Source organism: Duganella sp. SG902 (assembly GCF_013376005.1).
In the GTDB taxonomy this organism is placed as follows: Bacteria; Pseudomonadota; Gammaproteobacteria; order Burkholderiales; family Burkholderiaceae_D; genus Rugamonas.
Genome location: NZ_JABMJK010000029.1, coordinates 1 through 25096, shown reverse-complemented (window position 1 = coordinate 25096; position 25096 = coordinate 1). Strand labels below are relative to the sequence as shown.

General features: G+C 65.5%; 20 protein-coding genes. 10 read left to right on the top strand and 10 right to left on the bottom strand.

What is annotated here, in order from left to right; translation table 11 throughout:
- Together FHW83_RS29985 and FHW83_RS29980 are read right to left on the bottom strand one after the other, a co-directional pair.
- Positions 1 to 200, bottom strand: a 200-nt coding sequence (locus tag FHW83_RS29985) for a hypothetical protein (RefSeq protein WP_176650023.1), incomplete at its 3' end; no start/stop codon positions are given.
- On the bottom strand, positions 197 to 997 hold the full coding sequence (locus tag FHW83_RS29980; protein ID WP_176650022.1) for a hypothetical protein: 801 nt from the start codon (positions 995 to 997) through the stop codon (positions 197 to 199). The genes FHW83_RS29985 and FHW83_RS29980, both read right to left, overlap by 4 nt.
- A gap of 150 nt (positions 998 to 1147) precedes the next feature.
- Here FHW83_RS29980 and FHW83_RS29975 point away from each other — a divergent pair, with 150 nt between their 5' ends.
- From FHW83_RS29975 to FHW83_RS29945, 7 genes are read left to right on the top strand one after another with little or no spacing between them, the layout of a single operon-like run.
- Positions 1148 to 1987: a M15 family metallopeptidase gene (locus FHW83_RS29975; RefSeq protein ID WP_373997289.1), complete on the top strand. Its 840-nt coding sequence runs from the start codon at positions 1148 to 1150 to the stop codon at positions 1985 to 1987.
- 8 nt (positions 1988 to 1995) lie between these two features.
- Positions 1996 to 3456 (top strand): hypothetical protein, encoded by a 1461-nt coding sequence (locus tag FHW83_RS29970; RefSeq protein WP_176650021.1) that lies wholly within the window; start codon positions 1996 to 1998, stop codon positions 3454 to 3456.
- Positions 3457 to 3484: 28 nt separating this feature from the next.
- Positions 3485 to 7441: a type VI secretion system membrane subunit TssM gene (gene tssM, locus FHW83_RS29965; RefSeq protein WP_176650025.1), complete on the top strand. Its 3957-nt coding sequence runs from the start codon at positions 3485 to 3487 to the stop codon at positions 7439 to 7441.
- Positions 7438 to 8424: a type VI secretion system-associated protein TagF gene (gene tagF / locus FHW83_RS29960; protein WP_176650020.1), complete on the top strand. Its 987-nt coding sequence runs from the start codon at positions 7438 to 7440 to the stop codon at positions 8422 to 8424. Before tssM ends, tagF begins: the two co-directional genes overlap by 4 nt.
- Before the next feature lie 3 nt (positions 8425 to 8427).
- Positions 8428 to 9192: an OmpA family protein gene (locus tag FHW83_RS29955; protein ID WP_176650019.1), complete on the top strand. Its 765-nt coding sequence runs from the start codon at positions 8428 to 8430 to the stop codon at positions 9190 to 9192.
- A gap of 9 nt (positions 9193 to 9201) precedes the next feature.
- Positions 9202 to 10299, top strand: coding sequence for a type VI secretion system protein TssA (gene tssA, locus FHW83_RS29950; protein WP_176650018.1), 1098 nt, complete (start codon positions 9202 to 9204; stop codon positions 10297 to 10299).
- Positions 10300 to 10320: 21 nt separating this feature from the next.
- The gene (locus FHW83_RS29945) at positions 10321 to 11256 is read left to right on the top strand and encodes an alpha/beta hydrolase (protein WP_176650017.1); all 936 of its coding nucleotides are present in this window, start codon (positions 10321 to 10323) and stop codon (positions 11254 to 11256) included.
- Between the two features lie 17 nt (positions 11257 to 11273).
- Here FHW83_RS29945 and tssH read toward each other — a convergent pair whose 3' ends face one another.
- From tssH to FHW83_RS29905, 8 genes are read right to left on the bottom strand one after another with little or no spacing between them, the layout of a single operon-like run.
- The gene (tssH, locus tag FHW83_RS29940; protein ID WP_176650016.1) at positions 11274 to 13916 is read right to left on the bottom strand and encodes a type VI secretion system ATPase TssH; all 2643 of its coding nucleotides are present in this window, start codon (positions 13914 to 13916) and stop codon (positions 11274 to 11276) included.
- A 13-nt stretch (positions 13917 to 13929) separates the two neighbouring features.
- Positions 13930 to 15012 (bottom strand): type VI secretion system baseplate subunit TssG, encoded by a 1083-nt coding sequence (gene tssG, locus FHW83_RS29935; RefSeq protein ID WP_176650015.1) that lies wholly within the window; start codon positions 15010 to 15012, stop codon positions 13930 to 13932.
- Positions 14976 to 16820, bottom strand: coding sequence for a type VI secretion system baseplate subunit TssF (tssF, locus tag FHW83_RS29930; RefSeq protein WP_176650014.1), 1845 nt, complete (start codon positions 16818 to 16820; stop codon positions 14976 to 14978). Before tssF ends, tssG begins: the two co-directional genes overlap by 37 nt.
- Before the next feature lie 4 nt (positions 16821 to 16824).
- Positions 16825 to 17331: a type VI secretion system baseplate subunit TssE gene (gene tssE, locus FHW83_RS29925; protein ID WP_176650013.1), complete on the bottom strand. Its 507-nt coding sequence runs from the start codon at positions 17329 to 17331 to the stop codon at positions 16825 to 16827.
- Positions 17332 to 17337: 6 nt separating this feature from the next.
- Positions 17338 to 17829: a type VI secretion system tube protein Hcp gene (locus FHW83_RS29920; RefSeq protein ID WP_176650012.1), complete on the bottom strand. Its 492-nt coding sequence runs from the start codon at positions 17827 to 17829 to the stop codon at positions 17338 to 17340.
- Between the two features lie 41 nt (positions 17830 to 17870).
- Positions 17871 to 19352, bottom strand: a complete 1482-nt coding sequence (tssC, locus tag FHW83_RS29915) for a type VI secretion system contractile sheath large subunit (RefSeq protein ID WP_176650011.1) — start codon at positions 19350 to 19352, stop codon at positions 17871 to 17873.
- Positions 19353 to 19354: 2 nt separating this feature from the next.
- Positions 19355 to 19867 carry a type VI secretion system contractile sheath small subunit gene (gene tssB, locus FHW83_RS29910; protein WP_176650010.1) on the bottom strand — a complete coding sequence of 171 codons (513 nt, stop codon included), beginning with the start codon at positions 19865 to 19867 and terminating at the stop codon, positions 19355 to 19357.
- Positions 19868 to 19884: 17 nt separating this feature from the next.
- Complete coding sequence (locus FHW83_RS29905) at positions 19885 to 20493, bottom strand: M48 family metallopeptidase (protein WP_229224421.1); 609 nt, start codon at positions 20491 to 20493, stop codon at positions 19885 to 19887.
- A 169-nt stretch (positions 20494 to 20662) separates the two neighbouring features.
- Between FHW83_RS29905 and tssK the strand changes: the two genes are divergently transcribed.
- From tssK to FHW83_RS29890, 3 genes are all read left to right on the top strand, one after another.
- Positions 20663 to 21991, top strand: a complete 1329-nt coding sequence (tssK, locus tag FHW83_RS29900; protein WP_176650009.1) for a type VI secretion system baseplate subunit TssK — start codon at positions 20663 to 20665, stop codon at positions 21989 to 21991.
- An 11-nt stretch (positions 21992 to 22002) separates the two neighbouring features.
- On the top strand, positions 22003 to 22767 hold the full coding sequence (gene icmH, locus FHW83_RS29895; RefSeq protein WP_176650008.1) for a type IVB secretion system protein IcmH/DotU: 765 nt from the start codon (positions 22003 to 22005) through the stop codon (positions 22765 to 22767).
- A partial coding sequence (locus tag FHW83_RS29890; RefSeq protein WP_176650007.1) for a type VI secretion system Vgr family protein occupies positions 22767 to 25096 on the top strand: 2330 nt, incomplete at its 3' end. The genes icmH and FHW83_RS29890, both read left to right, overlap by 1 nt.

Below are 25096 nucleotides of genomic sequence, written 5' to 3'. Positions count from 1 at the left end.
GACGCGTTGGTGGACAACACGATGATGTCGCGCGGCCCCACGCCCTGCACGCTGTCGTCCGCCGCGAACGCCTCGACCAGCAAACCGCCCGCGCCGAGGTCGGCGCTATCGCCATCATCCAGCGTCAATTCGTACAAACGGGTGACGCTGGAGAACTGGGCCAGGGCGGCGGTGATTTGTTCTAGCAGTGCGGCACTCATAATTCGGCAGCAGTTTTCACCGCCGCCGGCTGCTTGCACTCAGGCTCCTTGCGGGCGGTGGTCGCGCACAAGTGCTGGCGGCACTGTGCGGCGCCGGCTTCGTTCATCCGGCTGCATTGCTTGAGCTGATAAGCCGGGGTCGATGGTTCCTTGGACGGTTTTCCGGCCTGGACATGCGTCATCAGCGCTGCCAACAAGGCGACGTCGCTGTCTTGCGGCGCGGCTTTCGGCTTGGTCTCGGCCTTCTTCGCCACTTGCACTGGCTTCTTGGCCGGCTTCTCCACTTTCTTATGCTCGGCCAGCTTGGGCTTGGCGGGCGCCGCATGCGGTTTTTCCAGCGCTGCCGTCAGTTCATCCTTTGGCGGCTTGGCCGGCGTGTCGTTCAACATATCCTTGAGGGAGCGCGTGTTATCCACTGGCGGACGAGCGGCAGCGGGATCCTCGACGATGTTGGCGGCCGTTGCGACGACGGGCGCGGGCGGTACTTCCGAGGCAGCAGCCGCTACCGCCTTTTCCACGGCGGGCGCGCTGGCTTGGGTGGCGGCTGGCAAGGTCAGCGGCGGATTCGGCTCCAGGCTGACCCAGGCAACCACGCCGGCGCCCACGGCGAGCAAGCCGGCGATCGCGCCACGCAGCGCCAGTTTATTACGTCCACGCTTCTTGGCCACCGCGGCTGCGGCGGCTGGATGGCGCTCCAACCCGTCCAGGATGCTGGCGTGGCTGGCATCGGCCTGCGGTTCCGACGACAGCAGACTCGGACGACCACTGGACGACGGACGTTTTTCTTCACCTTGCAAAATTAGCTCCCTTATTAATTTCGCATCACTTTACGACATTCAAAGAAATCATGCCGCACGGCTAGGTTTCAATCGTGCGCGGGCTTGTCATAACTCTAATATATACTCCAAAGCAATGCTTTTTAGACATTTTATGGCTTCGAGGGCAACGTGTTCCTACTGGCGGTAACTCTATATTTCTTGTTGGCTTGTCTCATCAGCTGGATGGTGCTGTTCCCGTCCGGACGCGAGTTCGTGCTGGCGGCGCTGGCCGGCGCCGGCGCGCGCCTGCAGCAGAAGCTGGACCGCGCAGCCGAACGCCAGCGCAGCGGCATCGACGCGCTGCGCCGTTCGGGCAACGCCACCGCCGGCAATCTGCGCGACTTCCTCGGCCAGCACTACCTGCTGTGCCTGGGCGGTTTGGCGCTGCTGTGCTTGCCTCCTCTGGCCGCGTTCCTGTTGGCCGGCAAACCGACGCTGAATGGCTATGAAGCCTCCACGCGCGAGGTCAACACGCAGGTGGCCGGGCTGCTGGCCGGCGAGCAGTTGGTGCCGCCGCCCGCCCTGCCGCCGCTGGTGTTCACGACCGCCGAAGTCCAGCTTGAACGTCCGATGCTGGTCTCGGCCAGCCGCGACTGGGCCTTGCTGGACAGCGTCTACGCGCAGCGCTTGCTGATGGCGTTCCGCATCATGAAGGAAAAGTACGGCTACGAGATGGCGCTGCTGGAAGGTTATCGCAGCCCGGAACGCCAGAACACGCTGGCGGCGATGGGCTCGAGCGTGACCAACGCCGCCGCCTTCCAGAGTTGGCACCAATATGGGCTGGCCGCCGATTGCGCCTTTCTGCGCGACGGCAAGCTGGTGATTTCCGAACGCGATCCGTGGGCCATGCGCGGGTATCAGCTGTACGGCGAGGTTGCCGAGTCGCTGGGCCTGACCTGGGGCGGGCGTTGGAAGATGATGGATTTCGGGCACACGGAACTGCGTCGGCCCGGCGTGATGAAACAATAGGAGCTGCGATGCATTGGTTGCGTAATGTCGCCCTGACCACCGCCGCATTTGGCGGCAGCTGGGGCGGCGCTATCTGGTTCTGGCGTGAGACCAACCGCATGCCGGCCACCAGTGAGCTGGTGCTGTATCTGCTGGTGCTGCCGGTGGTGCTGTTGTCGACGTGGTGGCTGGCGCGCAAGGCGTGGGCACGCGTCGGCGCCGGCGCCCCTGCGGCCGCCGGTGCTGGCGATGTTGCGCAAGCGGCGGCCGCCGAGACGCCCGCCTACGCGCCCCTGGCGCCTGGCCTGAGCATCGCCGCCAGCGCCGTGCGCGCGCCGCATGGCGACACGGTGGCCGAATTGCGCGCCGCGCTGGCCGGCAACCAAGCGCGCCCAGGGCTGGACAGCGAGCTGTATGACGACGATGGTTATCCCATTCTCAGCGCCCGCCTGAAAGACGCCGGCGACAGCGCGCTGCGCGAGGAACTCGACCTGTGGCGCCGCGCGCGCCAACTGGATGATCCACGGCTGGACCAGGCGCAGTGGCGCGCGCTCGCCGCCGCCAGCGCGGTCACGGCCGAACTGGCGGCGCAAGCCAGTCTGCACGCCGACCTGGGGCCATGGCAGCAACAACAGCAGGACCGCCAGCAAGGCCGCCTGGCGCCGAATGCCGCCATCGCGCCGGCGCCACCGTCACTGCATTTGCTGCCCCTGTGGGGAGAGGACTGGAAACCGCAGCAACGTGAACTCGCCCTGCAATGGCTGCGTCACGTCGCCACGGAAGCCGGTTGGCCGCAAGCGTTGCTGGCGCCGTCCCCGCGCGACGGCGATTCCGCCGCCCCGGCCACGGCCGACGACGCCGGCGCCGTGCTGGCAACCCTGCTTGAGCAGTGCGGCCATGCGTCGCGGCCCTGCCTCGCGCTGGTGATCGCGGCCGGCTCGCACATGAGCGACGCCGCCATCAACCGCCTGTCCAATCAAAACGCGCTGTACACCGCGAGCAGCCCGCAAGGCCGCATTCCCGGCGAAGGCGCGGCCGGCATCCTGTTGGCCGATGCGGCCACCGCCAGCGCGATCGGCACAGAGGGCGCCGTGCTGCAAGCCCTGCACCAGGGCCGCCGCGCCGCCTCGGCCGACGAAGTCCGCCGAGATACCGATTCCTGCCTGACCGACGCCGTCCACCAAGCGCTGCAAGCGACGCAAGTGGACGGCGCCGCCATCGCGCTGGTGGCCGCCGACACCGGCCACCGCACCAGCCGTGTCACCGAGTTAATGCACGTGGTTACAGCCGCCGCGCCGCAACTCGACCCCGGCGCGGACGTCGTCAGTGTTGGCGCCAGTTGCGGCAGCTGTGGCGCCGTCACCTGGCTCACCGCGCTGGCCCTGGCCGACGCCGAAGCGCAGGAACGCGCAGCACCGGTGCTCTGCATCAGCAACGAAGATCCCTACCGCCGCTACGCCGCGCTCCTGCGCCCGGCGCACGCGGCCTGACACACTTTAGCAACCGAGTCCTATCATGATGCAAAAATTCTGGCTGTTTCTGACCCAACGCCGCACGCTGATTGTCATCGGCTGGCTGGCGTTCGCCACGCTGCTGTTCATCGCCAGCGCCCTGCTGCAATGGCCGCCCTCCGTCCCGTGGACGGTGCTGGCGGCCGCGCTGCTGTTCGGCGCCGCTGTCTGGTACTGGCGCTACCGCAAGACCCAGCGCGCGGCCGGCCGGCTGGGCGACATGCTGGAACAGCAGGCCAACAAGCCGGTGAAGGCCGATCCGGCCACGCGCCAGGAAACCGAGGCGCTGCGCACGCGCATGCTGGAAGCCATCGGCACCATCAAGAATTCCAAGCTGGGTCAGACCTCCGGCAACGCCGCCCTGTATGAGCTGCCCTGGTACATGATCATCGGGAACCCGGCGGCCGGCAAGAGCACCGCCGTCGCCAGCTCCGGCCTGCAGTTCCCCTTCGCCGACAGCAAAATCGTGCAGGGCGTGGGCGGCACCCGCAATTGCGACTGGTTTTTCACCACCGACGGCATCCTGCTCGATACCGCCGGCCGCTATTCGGTGGTCGACGACGACCGCGCCGAGTGGTTCGGCTTCCTCGATCTGCTGAAGAAATACCGCAAGAAGGCGCCGATCAACGGCATCATCATCGCTGCCAGCGTGGCGGAGCTGACCCGCAATCGTCCGGAGTTCGCCATCAACCTGGCCAAGAACCTGCGCCAGCGCGTGCAGGAGCTGACCGAGCGGCTGGAGGTGCACGCGCCGGTCTACGTGCTGTTCACCAAGGCCGACCTGATCACCGGCTTCAACGAATTTTTCCAGGACTCGGAACGCGGTGAGCGCGACAAGGTGTGGGGCGCCACCCTGCCCTACAGCCGCAACACCAGCGGCGAGGAGGTGCTGAACCAGTTCGACGCCCGCTTCGACGAATTGTACGAAGGCCTGAAAGACCTGAGCGCGGCCAACATGGCGCTGCAATGGCGTGAGCGCATGCCGCCCGGCGTGTTCACCTTCCCGCTGGAATTCAGCTCGATCAAGCCGTCGCTGCGCACCTTCATCGCCACCCTGTTCGAGGAAAACCCGTTCCAGTTCAAGCCCGTGTTCCGCGGCTTCTACTTCACCAGCGCGCTGCAGGAAGGCGAAACCGTGTCCGCCTCGTCGCAGCGCGTGGCGCAGCGCTTCGACCTGCAGCTGAAACCCACCGACCACGAGGAGGCCCACCAGCAGCAGGGCTACTTCCTGCTTAACCTGTTCCGCAAGGTGATCTTCGCGGACAAGGATCTGGTGGCCCAGTACGCAAGCCCGGCCAAGATGCGCATGCGCTACACCGCCTTCTTCGCCGCCACCGCGTTCGCCGGCCTGGCGCTGGCTGGCTGGAGCTGGTCCTATATGAACAATCGCCAGCTGGTGGCCAATGTGCAGGCGGACCTGGACCAGGCCATCAAGGTGCAGGAGAAGTCCATGGACCTGCAATCGCGCTTCGCCGCGCTGGAGATCCTGCAGGACCGCATCGAGCAGTTGGATAAATATGAGGAAGACCGCCCGCTGTCGCTGAGCCTCGGCCTGTATCAAGGCACGCTGCTGGACCGCAAACTGCGCGAGGAATACTTCAACGGTGTGCGCGAAGTGATGCTGAAGCCCGTCGGCCAGACGCTGGAAGCCTTCCTTGCGGAAGTCAACAACAACGCAGCGCAGCTGCAACCGATGTCCCGCCCGGTGAGCGCCTCCCCCGGCAGCACCACGGTGCCGGCTAACGCCACGCGGGACGAGGCGGCGGCCGCCATCAACAACAGCGCGCAACAGTTCAAGGACGCCTCGCCGACCGACGCCGAAGACGCCTACAACGCGCTGAAAACCTACCTGATGCTGGGCGATAAATCGCGTGCCGAAGCGGGCCACCTGAACGATCAGATCACCCGCTACTGGCGCGTGTGGCTGGACACCAACCGTGGCAGCATGCCGCGCGAGCAGCTGATCCGCAGCGCCGAGCGCATGATTTCGTTCTATCTCGCTCAGGTCAACGACACTTCGTGGCCGCAGATCGACAACCGCCTGACGCTGGTGGACCAGACCCGCGACAACCTGCGCCGCGTGGTGCGCGGCATGCCGGCGCGCGAACGCGTGTACGCCGACGTCAAGGCGCGTGCCGCCACCCGCTTCCCCGCGGTGACGGTGGCCTCCATCGTGGGCGATCAGGACAAGGAGCTGGTGTTAGGCAGCTACGCGGTGCCGGGCAGCTTTACCCGCGCCGCATGGCAGGGCTTCGTGCAGGACGCCTTCCGCGAAGCGGCCAACCGCGAGCTGCAAAGCGCCGACTGGGTGCTGAAAACCTCCTCCAAGGACGACCTGACGCTGGAAGGCAGCCCGGAACAAATCCAGAAATCGCTGGTGGACCTGTACAAGAACGACTACGCGCGTGAGTGGCAGAAGTTCGTGCAGGGCGTGACGGTACGCGACCTGTCCAGCTTCGACCAGGCCGCAAGCGCCATGAACCGTCTGGGCGACCCGCAAACCTCGCCGCTGAACAAGTTGATGAACAGCGTCTACGAGCAGACCTCGTGGGACAATCCGTCGCTGCTGGACGCCGGCCTGCAACGCGCGCAGCGCGGCGTGACAGGCTGGTTCAAGGAGACCATCCTGCGCCAGAAACCTTCGCAGGTGAACATCAACGTCAGCACCGGCGGCGTGCAGAACGCCGTCCTGCCGCTCGGCCCCGTGGGCCGCGAGTTCTCGGGCGTGGCGCGCCTGGTGGTGGCCAAGGACAAGGACGCGTCGCTGATGCGCGGCTACATGGAGCAGTTGTCCAAGCTGCGCGGCCGCTTCAACCAGATCAAGAATCAGGGCGACCCCGGCCCCGGCGCAAAGCAGCTGATGCAGCAAACGCTGGACGGCAGCGGCTCCGAACTGGCCGACGCATTGAAATACGTGGATGAGCAAATGCTGACCGGGATGACCGACGCGCAGAAAGCCGCCATCCGTCCGCTGCTGGTGCGTCCGTTGATCCAGAGCTTCGCCGTGATCGTGCAGCCGACCGAGGTGGAGATCAACAAAGTGTGGGCGGCGCAGGTGCTGCAACCGTTCCGCCAGACGCTGGCGATGAAGTACCCGTTCGCCACCGAGTCCAGGGCGGAAGCCAGCAATGCGGAAATCGGCACGGTGTTCGGTCCCGACGGCGCGATCGCCAAATTCTTCAACACCACCCTGGGGCCGCTGGTGGTGCGCCGTGGCGACACGGTCAGCGCACGTACCTGGGCCAATATGGGCATCAACCTGGCGCCGCCGGTGGTGACCAGCTTCCCGGGCTGGGTGGCGCCGTTGGCCGCCAATGGCGTCGCCAACGCGGCTGCATCCAGCGGCGGCGAGGGTCAGACCAACTTCGACCTGCAGGCGCTGGGCGCGGTGAGCGCCACCGAATTCACCATCGAGATCGATGGCCAGGCCTTGCGCTGGCGCGGCCAGCCGCAGCCTTGGGTACACATGGCGTGGCCGAATCCCGCCGGTGTGCCGGGCGCGCGCATCACGGCGATCACGCCGGAGGGCCGCAGCGTGGTGGTCTTCAATGAACCGGGCCACTTCGGTCTGAAGAAAATGATCGACGCGGCCAAGCGCAAACGCAAGGACAATGGCGCGTTCGAGCTGACCTGGGATAACGCCGGCGTGTCGGTCACCGCCAACCTGAAAATCGTCGGCACCACGCCGCCGCCAGTGCAAGCGCAAGCCGCGCCGGCATCCTCCGGCTTCAAGCGCCTGCGCCTGCCGGACGTGGTGACGGCGGCCGCGCCACAGCCCGCGCCAGCGACGGCTTCCCCGGCCGCCGCGCCTGCGGCGCCGGCGCCGGGAGCCCCGGCCACGCCTGGGCCAACGCCGGCGCCCAACCGTGCTCCGACCGCGCCGCCGCCATCCGGCCCCGCCCCGGCCACCATGCCGGTGCCGCCGGCCACCAATGTCATCCGCACTGCAGGAGCACAGCCATGAGCCGCGGCGCCACCACTGCCAACATTGGCTACTTCGGCAAAGTGCCGGGACGCGGCGACTTTGTGAAAGGCGGCGACAGCCCGGCCCTCATCAAGGTCCTGGACGACTGGCTGGCCCAGGCCATGGATCTGATGAGCGCCGACGCCCGCTGGAAGCTGAACTACGACGCCGTCGCGCCGCTGCACTTTGCCTTCGTCGGCCCGCGCCGGCGGCACGCGATCGCCGGCCACATCGTCGCCAGCAGCGACCAGTCCTCGCGCCGCTTCCCGTTCCTGATGACCAGCAGCGTGGAAGTGCCGGAACCGTCGACCTTCGTCGCCACCGCGCCGATGGTGTTCAACCGGCTGTGGAACCGGCTGGCGGCGTTGAGCACCAGCGTGGTGACCGCCGGCGACCCCACCGTGCCGCTGCAGCTGGCCGCCAGCGAGGCGGTGGAACTGGATCTGCGCAGCGCGGCCTACCAGGCCAGCTTCGACGACTTCCTCGAACTGCAAACCGTCGGCGGGCTTGACGGCATGCTGGCGCAAGCGGGCTTCAAGGGCTCGTCACGCCAGGTGCTGCTGGCGCTGGGCATGCTGCTGCAGCCGGTGCTGGCCAGCAGCTCCAGCCGCCTCGATAAAACCCTGCTGCTGCCGCTGCCGCAAGATCCGATGTACCGCAATCTGGTCGCCTCGTTCTGGCTGCAGCTCATTACGCCATTCCTTGCGCGCGCCGACTTCGAACTGGCGCTGTTCCTCACGCGGCTGCGCGAACAGCCGGTGCTGCTGGTGGGCTTCAGCGGCGCCTCGCCTGCCACACTGCACGGCATTATGGACCCACATGCGGCGCAGGAGCGGCAGATCGCGTTTGAACAACTGGACTGGGTGGAAGAACAAGCGGACAGCGACTACGCCGTCAAAAAGCTGTCGACCTACTTGTCGCAACCTTCCCTGTCACTCAAGTCCGCGCTGGAGTCGGTCAGCGCGGCGTTTATCGGAACCTGAATCATGCGTACTCTCATATTTACAAGCTTGCTGCTGGCTGCCGGCGCCGCGGCAGCGCAATCCGCCCCGGTGCAACCGGGCCAGGTCCTGGCCGCCGGCACCCTGCCCGATGAAGCCAGCAAGGCCGCCGTGCTGGCCAAGCTGCGCGAAGTCTACGGCGCCGACAAGGTGGTGGATCAGATCTCGATCGACAAGGTGGCCACGCCTGCCAACTGGAACAACTACGTGCAAAAGCTGATCACGCCGGACTTGAAGCAGATCAGCCGTGGACAGCTCAAGATCGACGGCAGCACGGTCAGCCTGCGCGGCGAGGTGGGCAACGAGGCGGTGCGCCAGCGCATCGCCAGCAATATCGCCACCAGCCTCAATCCAACCTACACGGTGAACAATGGCTTGCGCGTGTCGGCCGCCGACCAGGGCGTGCTCGATAGCGCGCTGGCCAACCGCATCGTCGAATTCGAAAGCGGCAAGGCCGAGCTGACGCCGACCGGCAAGGCCATTCTCGATGAAATGGCGGTCGCGCTGCGCAAGCTGAATAACCGCAAGGTCGACATCATCGGCCACACCGACAGCGCCGGCCTGCGCGCCACCAACCAGGGCCTGAGCCAGGCACGCGCGGAGGCGGTCAAGGCCTATCTGGCCAGCCACGGCATCAACGGCGACCTGCTGACGGCCAGCGGCCAGGGACCGGATCGCCCGATCGCCAGCAACGACACCGCCGAAGGCCGCGCGCGCAACCGCCGCATCGAATTCCGCATGGCGCAGTAAGAGGACATTATGTATTCCGCACAAGAGCTTTTAGAACCGATTTCCGACAACCAGCCAGCAGGCGGCGACTTGTCTTTTTCGCCTGAACTGGACGCCATTGCGCAAGCGCGCAAGTTTGACGATCCATCGCTGGACCAAGGTGAATGGGTGACCGAATTGAAGGAGGCCGATTGGCCGTTCGTGGTGGACCGCTGCGCGCATCTGCTCAAGACCGCCAGCAAGGACCTGAGGCTGGGTGTGTGGCTGACCGAAGCCGGCGCGCGCGTGCACCAGCTGCGCGGCCTGGGTGAAGGCTATCTGCTGCTGGCCGGCCTGTGCGACCAGTACTGGGAACGCGGCCTGTATCCGCAGGCCGAGGATGGCGACAACGACCAGCGCATCGGTAATCTCAGCTGGATACTTTCGCGCACACCGGCCTTGGTGCGCGAGATCGGGCTGACCGAGAATGGCGACTATTCCACCATCGACTTTGAGGAAGCCCGGAAGCGTGCCGCCAGCGGCGACGAATCCTTGCAGAACCGCGCGCCACGGCTGGCGGACATGGAAACGGCCAAGCGCAATAACTCGGCGCAATTCGCGTCCAGCTTCCGCGCCGATGCGCAGTTCTGCATCGAGGCGCTGGAACGATTGGAACGCGTGGCCGACGCCCGCCTCGGCAACGACAGCCCGGGCTTCGCCTCGGCCCGCGACGCCGTCAAGGCCATGCTGCATGTAATACCGGCGCCGCAGCAGGCGGCCGGCACCGTGAACGCCCATGGCAATACTGGCGCGGGCTCCACTAACGGCGGGGCGTGGGGAGCGGACGGGCAGGCAGCGGATGGCGGGCGTGGCCAGACCGATGGCGCAGCCGACGGATACGGTACGCTGGGTGGCGCGGCGCTGGGTCAACCGGGCGTCATCGGCAATCGCGCGCAGGCGGTGGCGCAGTTGCGGGCGGTGGCGCAATTTTTCCGTCGCAGCGAGCCGCACAGCCCTGCTTCCTACTTTGCCGACAAAGCTGCTGCGGCGGCGGAACAAGACCTGCATACATGGCTACGCTCTGTCGTCAAAGACCAGGCCTCGCTGGCGCACATCGAAGAACTATTAGGCGTTCCGCCAACAGAGTAGCTTCATTTGAAAGAGCAGTCCATGCGTTTGCCTATCTTCTGGCTGGTATTTATTCTGTTGATCAGCAGTGCTACGGCAAATGCCCAAGTTTGGCAGCCGGCACCGGGTCAGATTCAGGTTGCGATCTGGCCTGAGGCGGTTCCCGACGCGCTATTGACGTCGAAGGCTGAATCGGTTGCTCATGTTGAAGGTCATGGAGGATGGGCACAGGTTCGTGATGTCAGCCAGCCTACCATGACGGTGTACGCCCCCAAAGGCGAGAATGCCGGTGCGGCGGTAGTGGTATTCCCCGGTGGTGGTTTCAAGGTCCTGGCCATGGATCTGGAAGGCTCTGAAATCTGCGACTGGCTCACCTCACGCGGCATTACCTGCGTGCTGCTCAAGTATCGCGTCCCGAACGGGAACCACTACTGGGACGAGAAATGCCAATGCCATGTCACGCCGAAGATTCCGCGTGCGTTGCAAGACGCGCAAAGAACCATTCGGCTGGTCCGTTCGAAGGCAAAGGAACTGAACCTCGATCCGGGTAAAATCGGCGTGATCGGGTTCTCCGCAGGCGGCTATCTGGTTGCCCAGACCAGCAATATTTTTACGTTGACTTACAAGCCTGTCGACGCGATCGACAAGTTAAGTAGCCGCCCAGACTTCGCCATCGCGCTTTATCCCGGCCACCTGTGCCGCGCTGGCGGTACATTCGACCGCAGCATTCGCGTTACGAAGCAAACACCGCCCACATTTCTTTTGCAGGCCTGGGATGACCCCGTCGATCCAGTCTGCAATAGCACGCTGTATGCGCGCGCACTCGATCAAGCGGGCGTGCCGGCGGAGGTTCATCTCTTTGCCAGAGGCGGGCATGCTTTCGGTCTAAGGGATAAAGAACATCCTGTTTCGTCATGGCCTACGCTGGTTGAAAACTGGCTCGAGGAGACCGGAGTCCTGCCAACTCCGATTCCTTGATTGCCGGCCGCCGGGGCTTATTTCACGGTGTATTTGAACTGGCCCTGCTTGTTGGCGCTGACCTTGATCTTGCTGATCGCCGCGCCTTCCGCCATGCGGGCCAGGACCGATTCCGCAATCTCCGGCAACAAGGTGCCGTTCAGGATGTTGTCCACGTTGCGGGCGCCGGAGTCCACTTCCGTGCAGCGCGCCAGCACCGCTTCCACCAATGCCTCGTCGTAGCTGAACTCCGTCTTGTGGTTGGCCGCGATGCGGCGTTCGATCTTGCCCAGTTTGAGCTTGATGATCTCCACCAGCACATCGTCCGGAATCGGATAGAACGGGATCACCTTCAGGCGCCCCAGGAAGGCCGGCTTGAATTGCTTCATCAGCGCTGGGCGGATCAGCTGCTCCAGTTCCTCCACCGACGGCAGCTCTTCCGGCGACTTGTTCAGGCAAGCCTGCATCATCGTGCCCGAGGCAACGTTCGAGGTGAGGATGATGATGGTGTTCTTGAAGTCGATCTCGCGGCCCTCGGCGTCGTCCATCACACCCTTGTCGAACACCTGGAAGAACAGCTCCATCACGTCGGGATGCGCCTTTTCGACTTCATCCAGCAGCACCACACTGTACGGGTTGCGGCGAACTGCCTCGGTCAGCACCCCGCCCTCGCCGTAGCCCACGTAGCCGGGCGGCGAACCTTTCAGGCCCGAGACGCTGTGGGCTTCCTGGTATTCGCTCATGTTGATGGTGATGAGTTTGCGCTCGCCGCCGTACAGCGTATCGGCCAGCGCCAGCGCGGTCTCGGTCTTGCCGATGCCGGATGGGCCGACGAACAGGAACACGCCTTTTGGCTTGTTCGGATCATCCAGGTTGGCGCGCGAGGTGCGCACGCGCTGCGCCACGGCTTCAATCGCATGCGGTTGACCGAGCACGCGCTGCTCGAGGTTTTCCTTCAGCCGCAGCACGGTCTTGATTTCGTCCTTGACCATTTTCCCGAGCGGGATGCCGGTCCAGCCGGCGACGATTTCCGCCACCACGTGGCCGTCCACCTGCACCGACACCATCGGCGTCTCGCCCTGCAGCGCACGCAGCTCGGCCACCATGGCCTGGATGTCGCGCACCTCGCTACCCTCCTCCCCAGCGGCGGCGCGGGCGGCGATGATCTGGCCCGTCAGCGCCTTCTCGCGCTCCCAGCGCTCGGAAAGCGTCTTGTGCTGCTCATCCGCCGCCATGCGCAATTCACGCAGCTCCTGCAGACGCGCCACGGACGCCGCGCCACCTTCAGCCTGTTCGCGCTCCAGCGCGGCCGCCTCGGCGTCGATGCGTTCGATCTGGCGGGCGAGCGATTCGATGCGGGCCGGCGTGGCATTCTGCCCCAGCGCCACCTTGGCGCACGCGGTATCCAGCACGCTGATCGCCTTGTCGGGCAGCTGGCGGCCCATGATGTAGCGGTGCGACAGGCGCACCGCCTCGGTGATCGCCTCGTCGTACACGCGCACGCCGAAATGCTTCTCCATCAACGGCGCCATGCCGCGCAACATGGCGCAAGCCAGCTCCTCGCTCGGCTCCTCGACTTTGACGACCTGGAAGCGCCGCGCCAGCGCCGCGTCCTTCTCAAAATACTTCTTGTACTCGCCCCACGTGGTGGCCGCGATGGTGCGCAACTCACCGCGCGCCAATGCCGGCTTGAGCAGGTTGGCCGCATCGTTCTGACCCGCTTGGCCGCCGGCGCCGATCATGGTGTGCGCCTCGTCGATGAACAGGATGATGGCGTGCGGGCTTTTCTTGACTTCGTCGATGACGTTCTTCAGGCGGTTCTCGAACTCGCCCTTGACGCTGGCGCCAGCTTGCAGCAGGCCCATATCCAGCGTGTGGATCTCCACGCCCTTCAACACGTCCGGCACGTCGTTTTGCGCGATGCGCAGCGCCAGCCCTTCCACCACAGCGGTCTTGCCGACGCCGGCCTCGCCGGTCAGGATCGGGTTGTTCTGGCGGCGGCGCATCAGGATATCGATAGCCTGGCGGATTTCCAGATCGCGCCCGATCACCGGATCGACCTTGCCGTCGCGCGCACGCTGCGTCAGGTTGGTGGTGAACTGGTCGAGCGCCGGGGTCTTGGTGGCGGCGCGCGCTTGCAGCTCGCCGACCGGATCGCCGCCCTCGCCCGCGGCCGACGCGGGTTTCGCCACCGGCACTTCCTCCGAGCCGGCGGTGATCTTGTCCAGATTGTGCTTGATCTGCTCCAGGTCGAAACGCGCGAACAGCTTGGAACTGCGCGCCGCCAATTGCGACAACTCGGTGTCGGTCAACAGCGCCTGCAGCAGATGGCCGCTGCGGATCTGCGCCTGCGTATCGTCCTGCAAATCCAGCGAGGCGATCAGCCAGGCGTTTTCAAACAGCTTGGGCAGGCGCGCCGAGAACACCGGCGTGCGCGTATTGCCGTTCTTGAAGCGCCCCACCTCCGCGCGCAGGTCCGCTTCCAGTTGACTGATGCTGATATCGCACTGGCGCGCGATCACCGCCACGTCGCTCTTCGGCTGCTCCAGCAGGGCCAGGAACAGGTGCTCGATATCGACCTCGTACTGCCCCAGCGACACGCACAGGCTGGCTGCGCGCGTGGCTGCGGCGCGGCTGGTGTCGTTCAATTTGCCGATCAGCGTTTTCAGGTTGATGCTCATGTTGTTATCCTTTTTATGATGTGTGTATCTCGTAGCGGACATCGCTGCGATCCTGCCGCTGCGCCTCGGTGACCAGGAAACTGTCCCAGCCCAGACGCCCGCCACAGCAGTCTTCATCCAGCCGCGCGCCCTGCACGTCCTCGGCGCGCAGCACCAGCTGCACTTCATATTCCAGCGACACGCCGGTGAACATGGTCAGCATGCTCTCCAGCGCGCGCGCCGCTTTACCGCCGGGCAGGAAGGATTCGTAGCATTCCAGGTCCAGCGGGCCTATCACCAGCCGCATGCGCAAGTCGCGCTGCCAGACGCGCGCGCCGGCCATGGCGCCGCCGCCCAGCACCGCGTTGGCCATGCCCAGCGTGGTTTGCTGGCCGTCCGGCACGTCGTACCAGGCGCCGATGAACTGCTCGGCGCGCACCGGCTGGCAGAAATACTCCGACAGCACGCGCGCGATCTGCACCGCCGATGCCGGCCGCTGGCTCATGGCGGTGGCGAAGTACGCCACCGATTCATCCAGCACGCCATCGCCGCCGTCCGACAGGCGCCGCCGCAGCGACGGGTTGTGCATGCCGGCCAGCGACAGCAGCAAAGGCAGGAACTCGTCGCGACCGTGCAGCTGGTACTTGAGCTCCAGCCGATACTTGCGCCATGCCTCGTAGAACAGCGCCAGCGCGCGGTTGGAGAAGGTGTCGAGGAAGGCGCGCGGCCCTTCGTCCTTCTGGTACAGCGTGTGCGCGGCGATGCGTTCGGTGTAGTGTGCCGGCAGCGTGCCGCTGCTGCCCAGGAAGCCCATGAAGGCCGGCGTGATGCGGATGTAGCGCAGCTGCGCCGTCTTCAGCGCCTCACCGAGGCTGCGCGCATCGGTGGCCATGTCGCGCGGTTCCGGTTGCAGCGTTTCCAGCTGGCTGGCCGGGAAGCTGAGCGAGGTCGAATTCTGGAAGCGCAGGAAATTGGCCACCGCGCCCTCGTCCGGCGCGCCATGCCGCTTGAGCCACAGCTCCAGCATGCGCACCGCCTGGAAGTATTCGAAACGCTGCGGCTGCGCGAACAGGCGCTCGATTACAGCAGGCTCAAATCGCCGCTTCGTGGCAAGCATCGCAGCAGTTCCTCTCCGTTTTTATTCGATTTGATGACCAGCTGCGTGAAGCTGTTGGCGTGCACGTACAGTCCAAGGAAGCGCTCGACGATCTGCGCGAAGGCGTGGATGCCGCTGCCGACGAAGGCCTCCTCGTCCACCGTTAGCGTCACCTCGACGCCGCGCACCAGGCAGGCGAACGGGTTCCCCGGCAGCCAGGTGTTGGCCGCCTTGTGCGAGACCGCGACGATGCCGCCGATCTGCCGTTGCGAGGCCGGTGAGCGCGGCAGGTCGTACAGCGTGAGCATCTCGCGGAAGGCGTCGATGCCGCCGCCGGTCAGCGACAAATGGTTCAGCGACAGGTGCGAGATCAAGCGCCAGTGCGCGCCGCGCCCGCGCGCGAAGCGGTACGAAGGCGTCGGCTTGCGCAGGAAGCTGATCGCCCGCACGCTGGAGCCGCCTTCCAGGAACAGGTCGCCGCCGCGCATGCCGTAGGTCAGCGAGGCTGGCAGGTCGCGGTTGGTGCAGGTCAGCTCCAGGCTCAGGGTGTCGGTTTCCACCTCGGCCGGATCGAAGTCGATATCGACGATGGAGATCTGCGTTTCATAACCGGGGCTTTTCTCGGCGATGTCCTCGTCGCGCCGCGCGACCCAGTAGTGGCCATTCTTTTCCGGCGTCTGGCCGTGGCGCAGCGAATAGAAAGGACGGAATTCCTGCACCGATTCGCCCTGCGGCGTTTGCCGCACCAGCTTGACCGATTCGATAGACTGTACCGCGTAGGCGAAGGCGCGGCGCGCGTCGGCCAGCACCGGGTAGCTGGCGGTGGCATGAGTCAGCCGTATCGGCTCGCCGCGCTGGCGGAACAGGTTGACCACCGGCGTGCAGCCCAGCAGCACGTTGTTGGTGCTCAGCGTGGCCAGCATGCGCGCCAGGTCGGAGTCGGTGCGCATGCCGGACAGCGCCAGGTGCAGCGTGACCGACTTGCAGCCCACCGGCAGCGCGCCGCCGATGGCGTGCAGGTCGATGTCGAAGAAGTTGAATTTTTCAGGGAAGCAGAAATACTCGGTCAGCAGGCGGTAGGCGGTGTGCGAGCGCGCCGAAAAATCGATCAGTGCCTCATCCTCGCCAAAGCCGACCGGCGAGACCGGGATTTTATGCAGCTGGCTCCAGCGGCCGTTGCCGTCCGCTTCCACGTAGGCGGCCAGCGCGCGCGTGAACAGCGCGTCGCGCAGCGCGGCGCAGAATGACGGCTCGCCGTCGATGAATACGCGCAGCTTGCCGAGGCCCAGCTGCGCCAGCGTCACCTGCTCAGCCGTGCAGGACAAGGTCAGGCTGATGCTGGAGGTGGCTTGCGGCGGCGGCCGCACCGCCTCCGGCGCGCTGATGATGGGCGCGAAGCTGGCGCCGTCCAGCGCCAGCGGCGCCACCGTCACCGGATAGGCGGTGCGGAAGGTGCAGGTGGCGCCGCGCACCGGGCGCGTGGTCAGTTGCGTGCCGCGCGCGATTTCGCTGGCGGTGGTCAGCTGCGCGGCGGCGCCGCTGAAGTCCATGCGCGCGATCGAGCACGATGGAAAAGGCCGCAGGTAGTGCGGGTACAGCACTTCGAACAGTGCTTCGGTGAATTCGGGGTAATCGTCGTCGAGCCGTTTGGCGATGCGGGAATTCAGCAGCGCGAAGGACTCGATCATGCGTTCGATGTGCGGGTCTTCGCACACCTCGCCGCCGATCAGCAAGCGGCCGGCGATCTTGGGGTAGCGTTCCGAGAACTCGCGCGAATAGCGGCGCAGGAATCCCAGTTCACGCTCGTAGTACGGCAGTAGTTGTTCCAATTTCTCAAACTCCCAGCGGCGTCGGGGTCAGGCGGCGCGCCTTGCTGATGGTGTAATGCAGGCTTGAGGGCTGCAGGACTGCGTCAAAATTGACAGGTTCATGGGCGCTGTGGACCACCAGCAGCGCCGTGATGGCGAAATTCAAACGGTTGACGGCATCCGCCCGCAATTCCAGCGACGCCTGCACATTGCGCAGGCGCGGCTCGTGGCGGGCGATTGCCTTTTCCAGGCTGCGGCAGATGAAAGCGCGATCGTCCGCGCTCGACAGCGACAAGCCCGCAAAATCATTCAGGCCATAGGTCGCGATCGACCGGCCGCATTCCGGAAAACGTTTCAGGAGATCCTCCGGGATCACGGCCCGCGTATTCAGCAGCGCCTCGAGGTCGCGCGCCACCGAATCCTTCAAGTCCTCGATGGACAGGCGCGACACCGCGCCGCTATTGCTGCCGTTGCCGCCGTTGGGTGGCCCGTCCATGAGACGGTCGAACAAACCCGGAGTAAATCCCTTCATTGCAAATTAAACCGTCTTGTTGGAGGCCAGATCCCAGCCGCCGGAGGTGTTGCCACCCGAACCACCGCCCACTTTTTGCTGGGTGTACTTCCACTTGACCTTCGAGTATTTCAGGGCCACGTCCTCGGTCAGGATGTTGCCTGGCTCAACGGCTGGCGCCACGCTGGAGATCAGCACGTTTTCCAGCTCGATTTCGAAGTACTTCACGCGGTCGCCCTGGCCGTCGGCGCGCAGGAACTCCAGCTTGGCCTTCGGCAGGGTTTTGCCCGACGAGCAGTTTTGCAGCAGCAGCGGCGTGGCCAGGTCGGCCAGCTTGCTCACCACAATGTCTTTGTGCTCGGTGCGTTCAGCGGTGTGACCGCCGCCGGTCGACGCGGTGGCCGATTTCGGCTGCAGCACTTCCCACTGCACCGATTTGACCTCGATCCAGTCTTTGTGGGTGGTGTCTGCCGATTCGCCTTTGATGCCGTCGATTTGCAGGTAGACGTCGATTGCCATGGTATTCCTTTCAATGAAAAATAAAAATTAAAGCGAGCTACTTAGGTTTTGGTCGATGCTGGAAGCTCCGCGACCAAACGGAGGGAAACGGACAGCTCGTCGAGCTGGAAATGCGGACGCAGGAACGACACCGCGCGGTACACGCCCGGACGGCCCGGCACTTCGGACACCTGCACCGACGCCTCGCGCAGCGGGAACTGGGCCTTCTGTTCCTGGCTGGCGTTATCGTCCAGCAGCACGTACTGGGTCAGCCAGCGGTTCAGGAAGTCTTCCACGTTGGAGGCGGCGGCGAAGCTGCCGATCTTGTCGCGCATCATGGCCTTCATGTAGTGGGCGATGCGCGAGACGGCGAAGATGTACTGCAGCTGGGCCGACAGCACGGCGTTGGCATTGGCGGCGTCGTTGGCGTATTTCTTGGCCTTCTGCGCCGACTGCGCGCCGAAGAAGGCGGCGTAGTCGGTGTTCTTGCAGTGCACCAGCGAGATGAAACCGAGGTCGCTCAGTTCCTTCTCGCGGCGGTCGGTGATGGCGATCTCGGTCGGGCACTTGAGCGCCACTTCGCCCTCGTCGGTCTTGAAGGTGTGGGTCGGCAGGTCTTCCACCAGGCCGCCGCCTTCCACGCCGCGGATCGCCGCGCACCAGCCGTAGTCCTCGAAGGCCGCGGTCAGCTTGGTGCCGAAGGCGTAGGCGGCGTTGCACCACAGGTATTTCTGGTGGTCGGTGCCGTCCACGTCCTCGACGAAGTTGAAGCCCTCGACGGTGGCGCCATCGGCCGGGTTGAACGGCAGGCGGCCCAGGAAGCGCGGCAGCGTCAGGCCGACGTAGCGCGAATCCTCCGACTCGCGGAACGACTTCCACTTGGCGTATTCCACCGTGTCGAACACTTTCGACAGGTCGCGCGGCTTGCCCAGCTCACTGTAGCTTTCCAGGCCGAACAGTTCCGGCGAGGCGGCCGAGATGAACGGCGCGTGCGCGGCCGCAGCCACGTGCGACATCTGCTCGATGAAGTACATGTCCTCCGGCTGGCGGGTGATCTCGAAATCGCCGATCAGGGCGCCGAACGGGGCGCCGCCGAAGGTGCCGAATTCCTCCTCATACACCTTGCGGAACATGGTGCTCTGATCGAACTCCAGCGCCGACTGGAAGTCCTTCACCAGTTCCTTCTTGGTGGCGTTGAGCATCTTGATCTTCAGATTCTGGCCGGTGGCGCTGTGCTTGACCAGGTAATGCAGGCCGGTCCAGCTGCTTTCCAGCTTCTGGAACTCGGGCGCGTGCAGCACCGCCGACAGCTGGGCCGAGATCAGGCGGTCCAGCTCGGCCACGCGGGCGTCGATGGTCGCGGCCAGGTTGTCGGACACCACCACCGTGCCTTCCATCACCTGGTTAACCAGCTCGGTGATCAGGTCCTTGGCGCGGGCATGCTCGGTGCTCGATTTGGCGACCTTGCTCTGCTCGACGATCTGGTCCAGCAGCGCCACTTCGGTGGCGGCGGGCGCGCCGCCCGGGGTCAGTTGTGCGGACATGATCAGTCCTCCTTCTTGTCGGCGGTTTGCTGGCCCAGCACGGCCAGCTTCTCGGTGCTGTGCAGCACGTCGTTGAGAATGTCTTCCAGCTTGTCGTTGCCGGCCAGCTTGTTGCGCAGGTCGGCCAGCTTGGTGCGCGCCTCCAGCAGCTTGCGCAGCGGCTCGACCTGCTGCACCACCGCTTCCGGACGGAAGTCGGCCATGGACTTGAACTTGAGATCGACCGCGAATTCGCCGCCGCCCTCGCCCAGCTCGTTCTTGACGCGGAAGTTGGCGCGCGGCTCCACGCCCTTCAGCACCTCGTCAAAATTGTCGCGGTCGATGTTGACGAACTTGCGCTCCTTGAGGCGCTTTTGCTCGACTTCCGAATTGCCGCCGAAATCGCCCACCACGCCCATCACGAACGGCAATTCCTTGTTCTCGATGGCGTCGCCGATCTCGACGTCGTAGGTCATTTGCACCCGTGGCGGGCGAATTTTTTGCAGTTTTTTCTGCACGCTAGTGCTCTTGGACATGGCTATCCCCTCTTCGGTTATTTCAGGGCGCCGAACGGATCGGCGCTGGATTCTTCTTGCGGCTTGGCCTTGGCGGCCTTCTTGGCGCCGGCCTTGCCGCGCGCCGGCGTGGCCGCCTGCTGCACCGGCGCCGGCGCCGGCGGCACCAGCACGGTCTCGCCCAGGCTCTCGCGCAGCAGCTTGGCCAGGTCCTGCGACTCGGTGCGGATCGAGCCGGACAGGTTGTTCTGACGGCTCAGGTCGGCCAACGAACGGGTCGACAGGCGCAGGCCGCTGATGGCGATGATGCTGTTGGCCAGCGTGTCGTTGGGGTCGCGCACCAGGACTTCCTGGGCGTTGATGATGGCTTCACCGTACTGGCCCGCCTCGTAACGGGTCTGCGCGATGCTCAACCACGGCGACTTGTCGGCCGGATAGGCTTCCGCCGCCTGTTGCCACAGCTTGACGGCCTGCTCCTTCTGGCCGCCGCTGGACGCGGTGCCGGCCTGGGCCAGCATGGATTGGAGACTCGGCTTGGCGGCCACCGGCGGCGCCACGGGTGCTGTAGTACAGGCGCTCAGCGCTACCACCGAGACGATGGCTCCGGCCAGTTGCGCGGCCCGAGCAAGGGAAAGTACGGTTGTCATGCTTACCTCAAATTCGATATCAAAAAAGAATACTTAAAAAACAATTTCTGCAACTGGGCGCCACGTTATCAGAAATTTATTATTGACCGCGTTCAATTGAACTCAACCGTGCGCGACCTTTAAAAAAAGAAATGTTATTGTTCTGATACTTTCAAAAAAGGCATAGGAAATGAGCAGCAAAATTCTTTGGGGCGAGGGCCTGTTCCTGCGTCCGCAACACTTCCAACAGCAGGACCGCTACCACGAGCAGCGCCTGCATCAAAGCGTACTGGCGCTGCACCCTTATGCCTGGGGTGTGAACCAGCTGCAGGTCGACCGCGACGCCCTGGCCAACCACAGCCTGCGCGTGCTGTCGCTGTCGCTGCGCTTCCAGGACGGCGAGTTCTACGACGCCCCCGGCGCCGACGACCTGCCGGACGCGGTCGACCTGAGCCAGCTGCCGCAGTCGCAGCAAACCGTCACCTACTACGCGGCGCTGCCAGCCTTCAAACCGTTCGGCGGCAACTTCGGCGACAGCGGCGCTGTGCGATATTTGCAACACAACCAGGACACCCCGGACCTGTACACGCACGCGGCGCCGGCCCAGCTGAGCTACCTGAAAAAGACGGTGCGGCTGGTGGCGGAGTTCGAACCGCGCGACTCCTATACCCACTTCCCGCTGCTGCGCCTGCGCCGCGCGGCCACCGGCGGCTTCGAGCTGGACGCCTCGTTCGTGCCGCCCAGCCTGTCCGTGCGCAGCGCGCCGCTGCTGTTCCTGCAGCTGCGCCGCCTGCTGGACGCGCTGCAGGCCAAGGTCAGCGCGCTGTACGGCCACCACCGCGAGCCCAGCAAGCACGTGATCGAATTCCGCTCGGGCGACATGTCCTCGTTCTGGCTGCTGCACACGGCCAGCTCCGCCTTCGCCTCGCTGACGCACTACTTCCAGCATCCGGCGCTGCACCCGGAACGGCTGTACGAGCAGCTGCTGGGCCTGGCCGGCGCGCTGATGACCTTCTCCAAGAGCTGGACCCTGGCCGACCTGCCGGCCTACTCGCACAGCGACCCCGGCCCCGCCTTCGCCACCCTGCACCAGATCATCCGCGAGCTGCTGGACACCGTGATCTCGTCGCGCTACTTCGCCATCGCGCTGCGCGAGGTCAAGCCGTCCTACCACCACGGCATGCTGGACTCGGGCAAGATCGACGACAAGACCACCTTCTACATCGCCGTTTCGGCGGCCATGCCGGCCAGCGAGCTGGTGGAGGTGGTGCCGCTGCGCTTCAAGGTCGGCGCGCCGGACGACGTCGACAAGTTCGTGCTGTCGGCCATGCCCGGCGTGCGTCTGCAGCACGCGCCGCAGGTGCCGGCCGCGGTGCCGGTGCGGCCCGACGCGCTGTATTTCTCGATCGAGGCCAAGGGCCAGATGTATGAGCGCATGCTGCAAGCGCAATCGATCTCCATCTACGTTCCCGGCGGCATACACGACCTGCAACTGGAGCTGGTCGCCGTCACATCCTGAGGTTACGTCCCATGAATACCGTTACCGCCCCTTCCCTGATCGGCGCCGCGCCGGCGCCGGCCGCCAGCCAGGCGCCGCAGACCCTGCTGGACCTGATGTACGACGGCTTCTACGCCCTGTTCATGCTCAAGAACGGCAGCGGCCCGCAGGAAAACGCCGAGTTCGCGCACAAGATGACCCAATTCCTCGACGATTTCGGCCGTGCCGCGCGCAAGCACGGCGCCTCGCCGGACGACATCGATGCCGCCAAGTACGCGTTTTGCGCGGCGGTGGACGAGATCATCCTGCGCTCGCCGTTCGCCATCCGCGACACCTGGGAACGCCGCCCGCTGCAACTGGCGCTGTTTGGCGAGCAGTTGGCCGGCGAGAACTTCTTCCACCGGCTGGAGGCGCTGCGCGCGCGCGGCAGCGCTCATTTGCAGGCGCTGGAAGTGTTCCATATGTGCCTGCTGCTGGGCTTCCAGGGCCGCTACATCCTGGAAGGTTCGGAGAAATTGAACTACCTGACCGCGCGCCTGGGCGACGAGATCGCCCACATGAAGGGCAAGCGCGGCGGCTTCGCGCCGCACGCCGAGCGGCCGGACCAGGTGGCGCACAAGCTGCGCAGCGATCTGCCGCTGTGGGTGCTGTGTTCCGTGTTCGGCCTGGTGTGCGTGCTGGGCTACATCGGCCTGCGCACCTCGCTCGACCGCAACACCGAGCAGCAGGTGGCGGCCTATAACGACGTCGTCAAGCTGGCGCCGCGCCAGGCCAACCTGACCATCACCCTGCCGTAATGGATATCGCCTCCGCACTTGGGGTGTTCGGCACCGGCCTGAGCCAGCACGCCCGCCTGCTGACGCTGGCCAGCGCGCAGGACTCGTCGCTGCCTGAAGCGTTGGTGCCTGAGCGTTTCTCGGGACGCGAGGGCGTCAACGAACTGTATGCGTTCGAGGTCGACGCACTCAGCACCTCCACCAACCTGGACCTGAACCAATTCATCGGCGAGGAACTGACCGTCACCCTGCTCCAGGCCGACGGCAGCCGGCGCGCCTGGCACGGCATCTGCACCGAGGCCGCCTGGCTGGGCGCCGACGGCGGCACCGCACGCTACCGCCTGCTGCTGGAGCCGGCCCTGGCGCTGCTGCGGCTGCGCCGTGACAGCTACATCTTCCAGGACAAAAACGCGCAGGACATCGTCACCGAGCTGCTGGCCGATTATCCGCAGCTGCGCTTTGAATTCGACGTCACCCAAACGCTGGAACCGCGCGCCATCTGCACCCAGTACCGCGAAAGCGACCTGGAATTCCTGCAGCGCCTGCTGGCCTCGGAGGGCCTGAGCTGGCGCTTCGAGCACGACCAGCCAGATGAGCAATCGACCGACGGCCAGGCCAAGCACAGGCTGGTGATCTTCGACAGCAAGGCCAAGGCGCCCGACATGCCGGGCGGCGCCGAACTGCGCTTCCACGGCGTGCGCGCCACCGACAGCGCCGACGCCATCGACCAATTTGCCGCGCGGCGGCAGGTGCGAGCCAACGCCGTCAGCATCAGCAGCTGGGACCCGGCGCAACTGCTGGCGCCAGGCGCGGAACAACTGTCGTCGCTGGATGCCGGCGAGCTGCCGGCATTGGCCGTGTACGACGGCGGCGGCGAACGCATCGCCAGCGCCAGCGGCCAACCCGAGCAGGTCAGCCAGCTGATGCTGCAAGCGCTGGAGCTGGACAACAAAGTGTTTGAGGGCGAAGGCGCGGTGCGCCAACTGGCCGCCGGCCACGTGTTCGCGCTGACCCAGCACGAGCGCTACGCCGACGACAACCGCTTCACCGTGCTGTGGGTACGGCACGAGGCGCGCAACAACGTGCCGTCGCAGGTGAAAAAAACCGGCGACCTGATCGAGGCCGGCACCTACCGTAACAGCTTCGGCTGCGTGCGCGAGGCCGTGGCCATCGTGCCGCGCGCGATCGCCGCGCCGCAGGCCGCCACCGCGCTGGGGCCGCAGACCGCCATCGTGGTCGGCGCGCCGGGCGCGGTGGCGACCACCACGCGCGATCACCAGGTGCGCATCCAGTTCGCCTGGCAGCGCGGCCAGGGGGCCAATCCCGGCGGCATCGCCCACGACACCGACGCCAAAGGCAGCGCGCCCGGCGACGACAGCAGCGGCACCTGGGTGCGGGTGGCCGAGGCGCTGGCCGGCCCTAACTGGGGCTCGCAATTCACGCCGCGCATCGGCACCGAAGTGCTGGTCGACTTCATCGACAACGACATGGACCGACCGCTGGTGGTGGCGCAGTTGTACACCGGCAGCGACCAGCCGCCGTATGCGGCCGGCGTGGAATCGGGCGCCAACCATGCTGGCACCCTGTCCGGCATCCACAGCCACAACTTCGACGGCGGCGGCTACAACCAGTGGCAGCTGGACGACACTCCCGGCCAGGTGCGCACGCGGCTGGCCACCAGCAGCGCCGCCACCCAGCTCAACCTGGGCTACCTGATCCAGCAAGCGCCCGGCTCGGCCCAACGCGGCGCCTATCGCGGATCCGGCTTTGAACTGCGCACCGACGCCTGGGCCGTGGTGCGCGGCGGCGAAGGCGTGCTGCTGACCACCAGCGCGCGCGGCGCGCAAGGCAGCGGCGTGGCCTCGACGCAAATGGACGCGGCCGAAGCCGTGCGCGCCTTGCAAGCGGCGCAGGAACTGGGCAAGGTGCTGGGCGACGTCGCCACCAAGCAGAACGCCCTGCTCAGCAAGGAAGCAGCCAAGGCGCAGCAGGACCTGCTGTCGCACATCGATCCCAAGGACAAAGGCAAGCACGATGGCGCGGTCAACGGCCAGGAAGCCAGCAAGGCACAAAGTGGCGCCCGCGCGCTGGACGCCGCACAGCCGGTGGAGAAATTCGCCGAGCCGCTGGTGCTGATGGACGCGCCGGCCAGCATCAACTGGGCCACGCCGGCATCGACCGTGTTGTTCGCCGGCGAACAGCTGCACTGGACCTCGCAAGGCGACGCGCACCTGACGGCGGCGCACACCCTGTCCTCGGTGGCGGCCAACGCGGCCGGCTACTTCAGCCAGAACGGCGGCATCCAGGCCATCGCCGCCAACGGCCCGGTGTCGCTGCAGGCGCATACAGA

What these genes read in the sequence shown, in the direction of transcription:
- tssH (WP_176650016.1), bottom strand. Translation starts at nt 13,916, where the DNA reads ATGAGCATCAACCTGAAAACGCTGATCGGCAAATTGAACGACACCAGC.
- tssC (WP_176650011.1), bottom strand. Translation starts at nt 19,352, where the DNA reads ATGTCCGCACAACTGACCCCGGGCGGCGCGCCCGCCGCCACCGAAGTG.
- FHW83_RS29920 (WP_176650012.1), bottom strand. Translation starts at nt 17,829, where the DNA reads ATGGCAATCGACGTCTACCTGCAAATCGACGGCATCAAAGGCGAATCG.
- tagF (WP_176650020.1), top strand. Translation starts at nt 7,438, where the DNA reads ATGAGCCGCGGCGCCACCACTGCCAACATTGGCTACTTCGGCAAAGTG.
- tssG (WP_176650015.1), bottom strand. Translation starts at nt 15,012, where the DNA reads ATGCTTGCCACGAAGCGGCGATTTGAGCCTGCTGTAATCGAGCGCCTG.
- FHW83_RS29970 (WP_176650021.1), top strand. Translation starts at nt 1,996, where the DNA reads ATGCATTGGTTGCGTAATGTCGCCCTGACCACCGCCGCATTTGGCGGC.
- tssK (WP_176650009.1), top strand. Translation starts at nt 20,663, where the DNA reads ATGAGCAGCAAAATTCTTTGGGGCGAGGGCCTGTTCCTGCGTCCGCAA.
- icmH (WP_176650008.1), top strand. Translation starts at nt 22,003, where the DNA reads ATGAATACCGTTACCGCCCCTTCCCTGATCGGCGCCGCGCCGGCGCCG.
- FHW83_RS29955 (WP_176650019.1), top strand. Translation starts at nt 8,428, where the DNA reads ATGCGTACTCTCATATTTACAAGCTTGCTGCTGGCTGCCGGCGCCGCG.
- tssA (WP_176650018.1), top strand. Translation starts at nt 9,202, where the DNA reads ATGTATTCCGCACAAGAGCTTTTAGAACCGATTTCCGACAACCAGCCA.
- FHW83_RS29905 (WP_229224421.1), bottom strand. Translation starts at nt 20,493, where the DNA reads ATGACAACCGTACTTTCCCTTGCTCGGGCCGCGCAACTGGCCGGAGCC.
- tssM (WP_176650025.1), top strand. Translation starts at nt 3,485, where the DNA reads ATGCAAAAATTCTGGCTGTTTCTGACCCAACGCCGCACGCTGATTGTC.
- tssB (WP_176650010.1), bottom strand. Translation starts at nt 19,867, where the DNA reads ATGTCCAAGAGCACTAGCGTGCAGAAAAAACTGCAAAAAATTCGCCCG.
- FHW83_RS29945 (WP_176650017.1), top strand. Translation starts at nt 10,321, where the DNA reads ATGCGTTTGCCTATCTTCTGGCTGGTATTTATTCTGTTGATCAGCAGT.
- tssE (WP_176650013.1), bottom strand. Translation starts at nt 17,331, where the DNA reads ATGAAGGGATTTACTCCGGGTTTGTTCGACCGTCTCATGGACGGGCCA.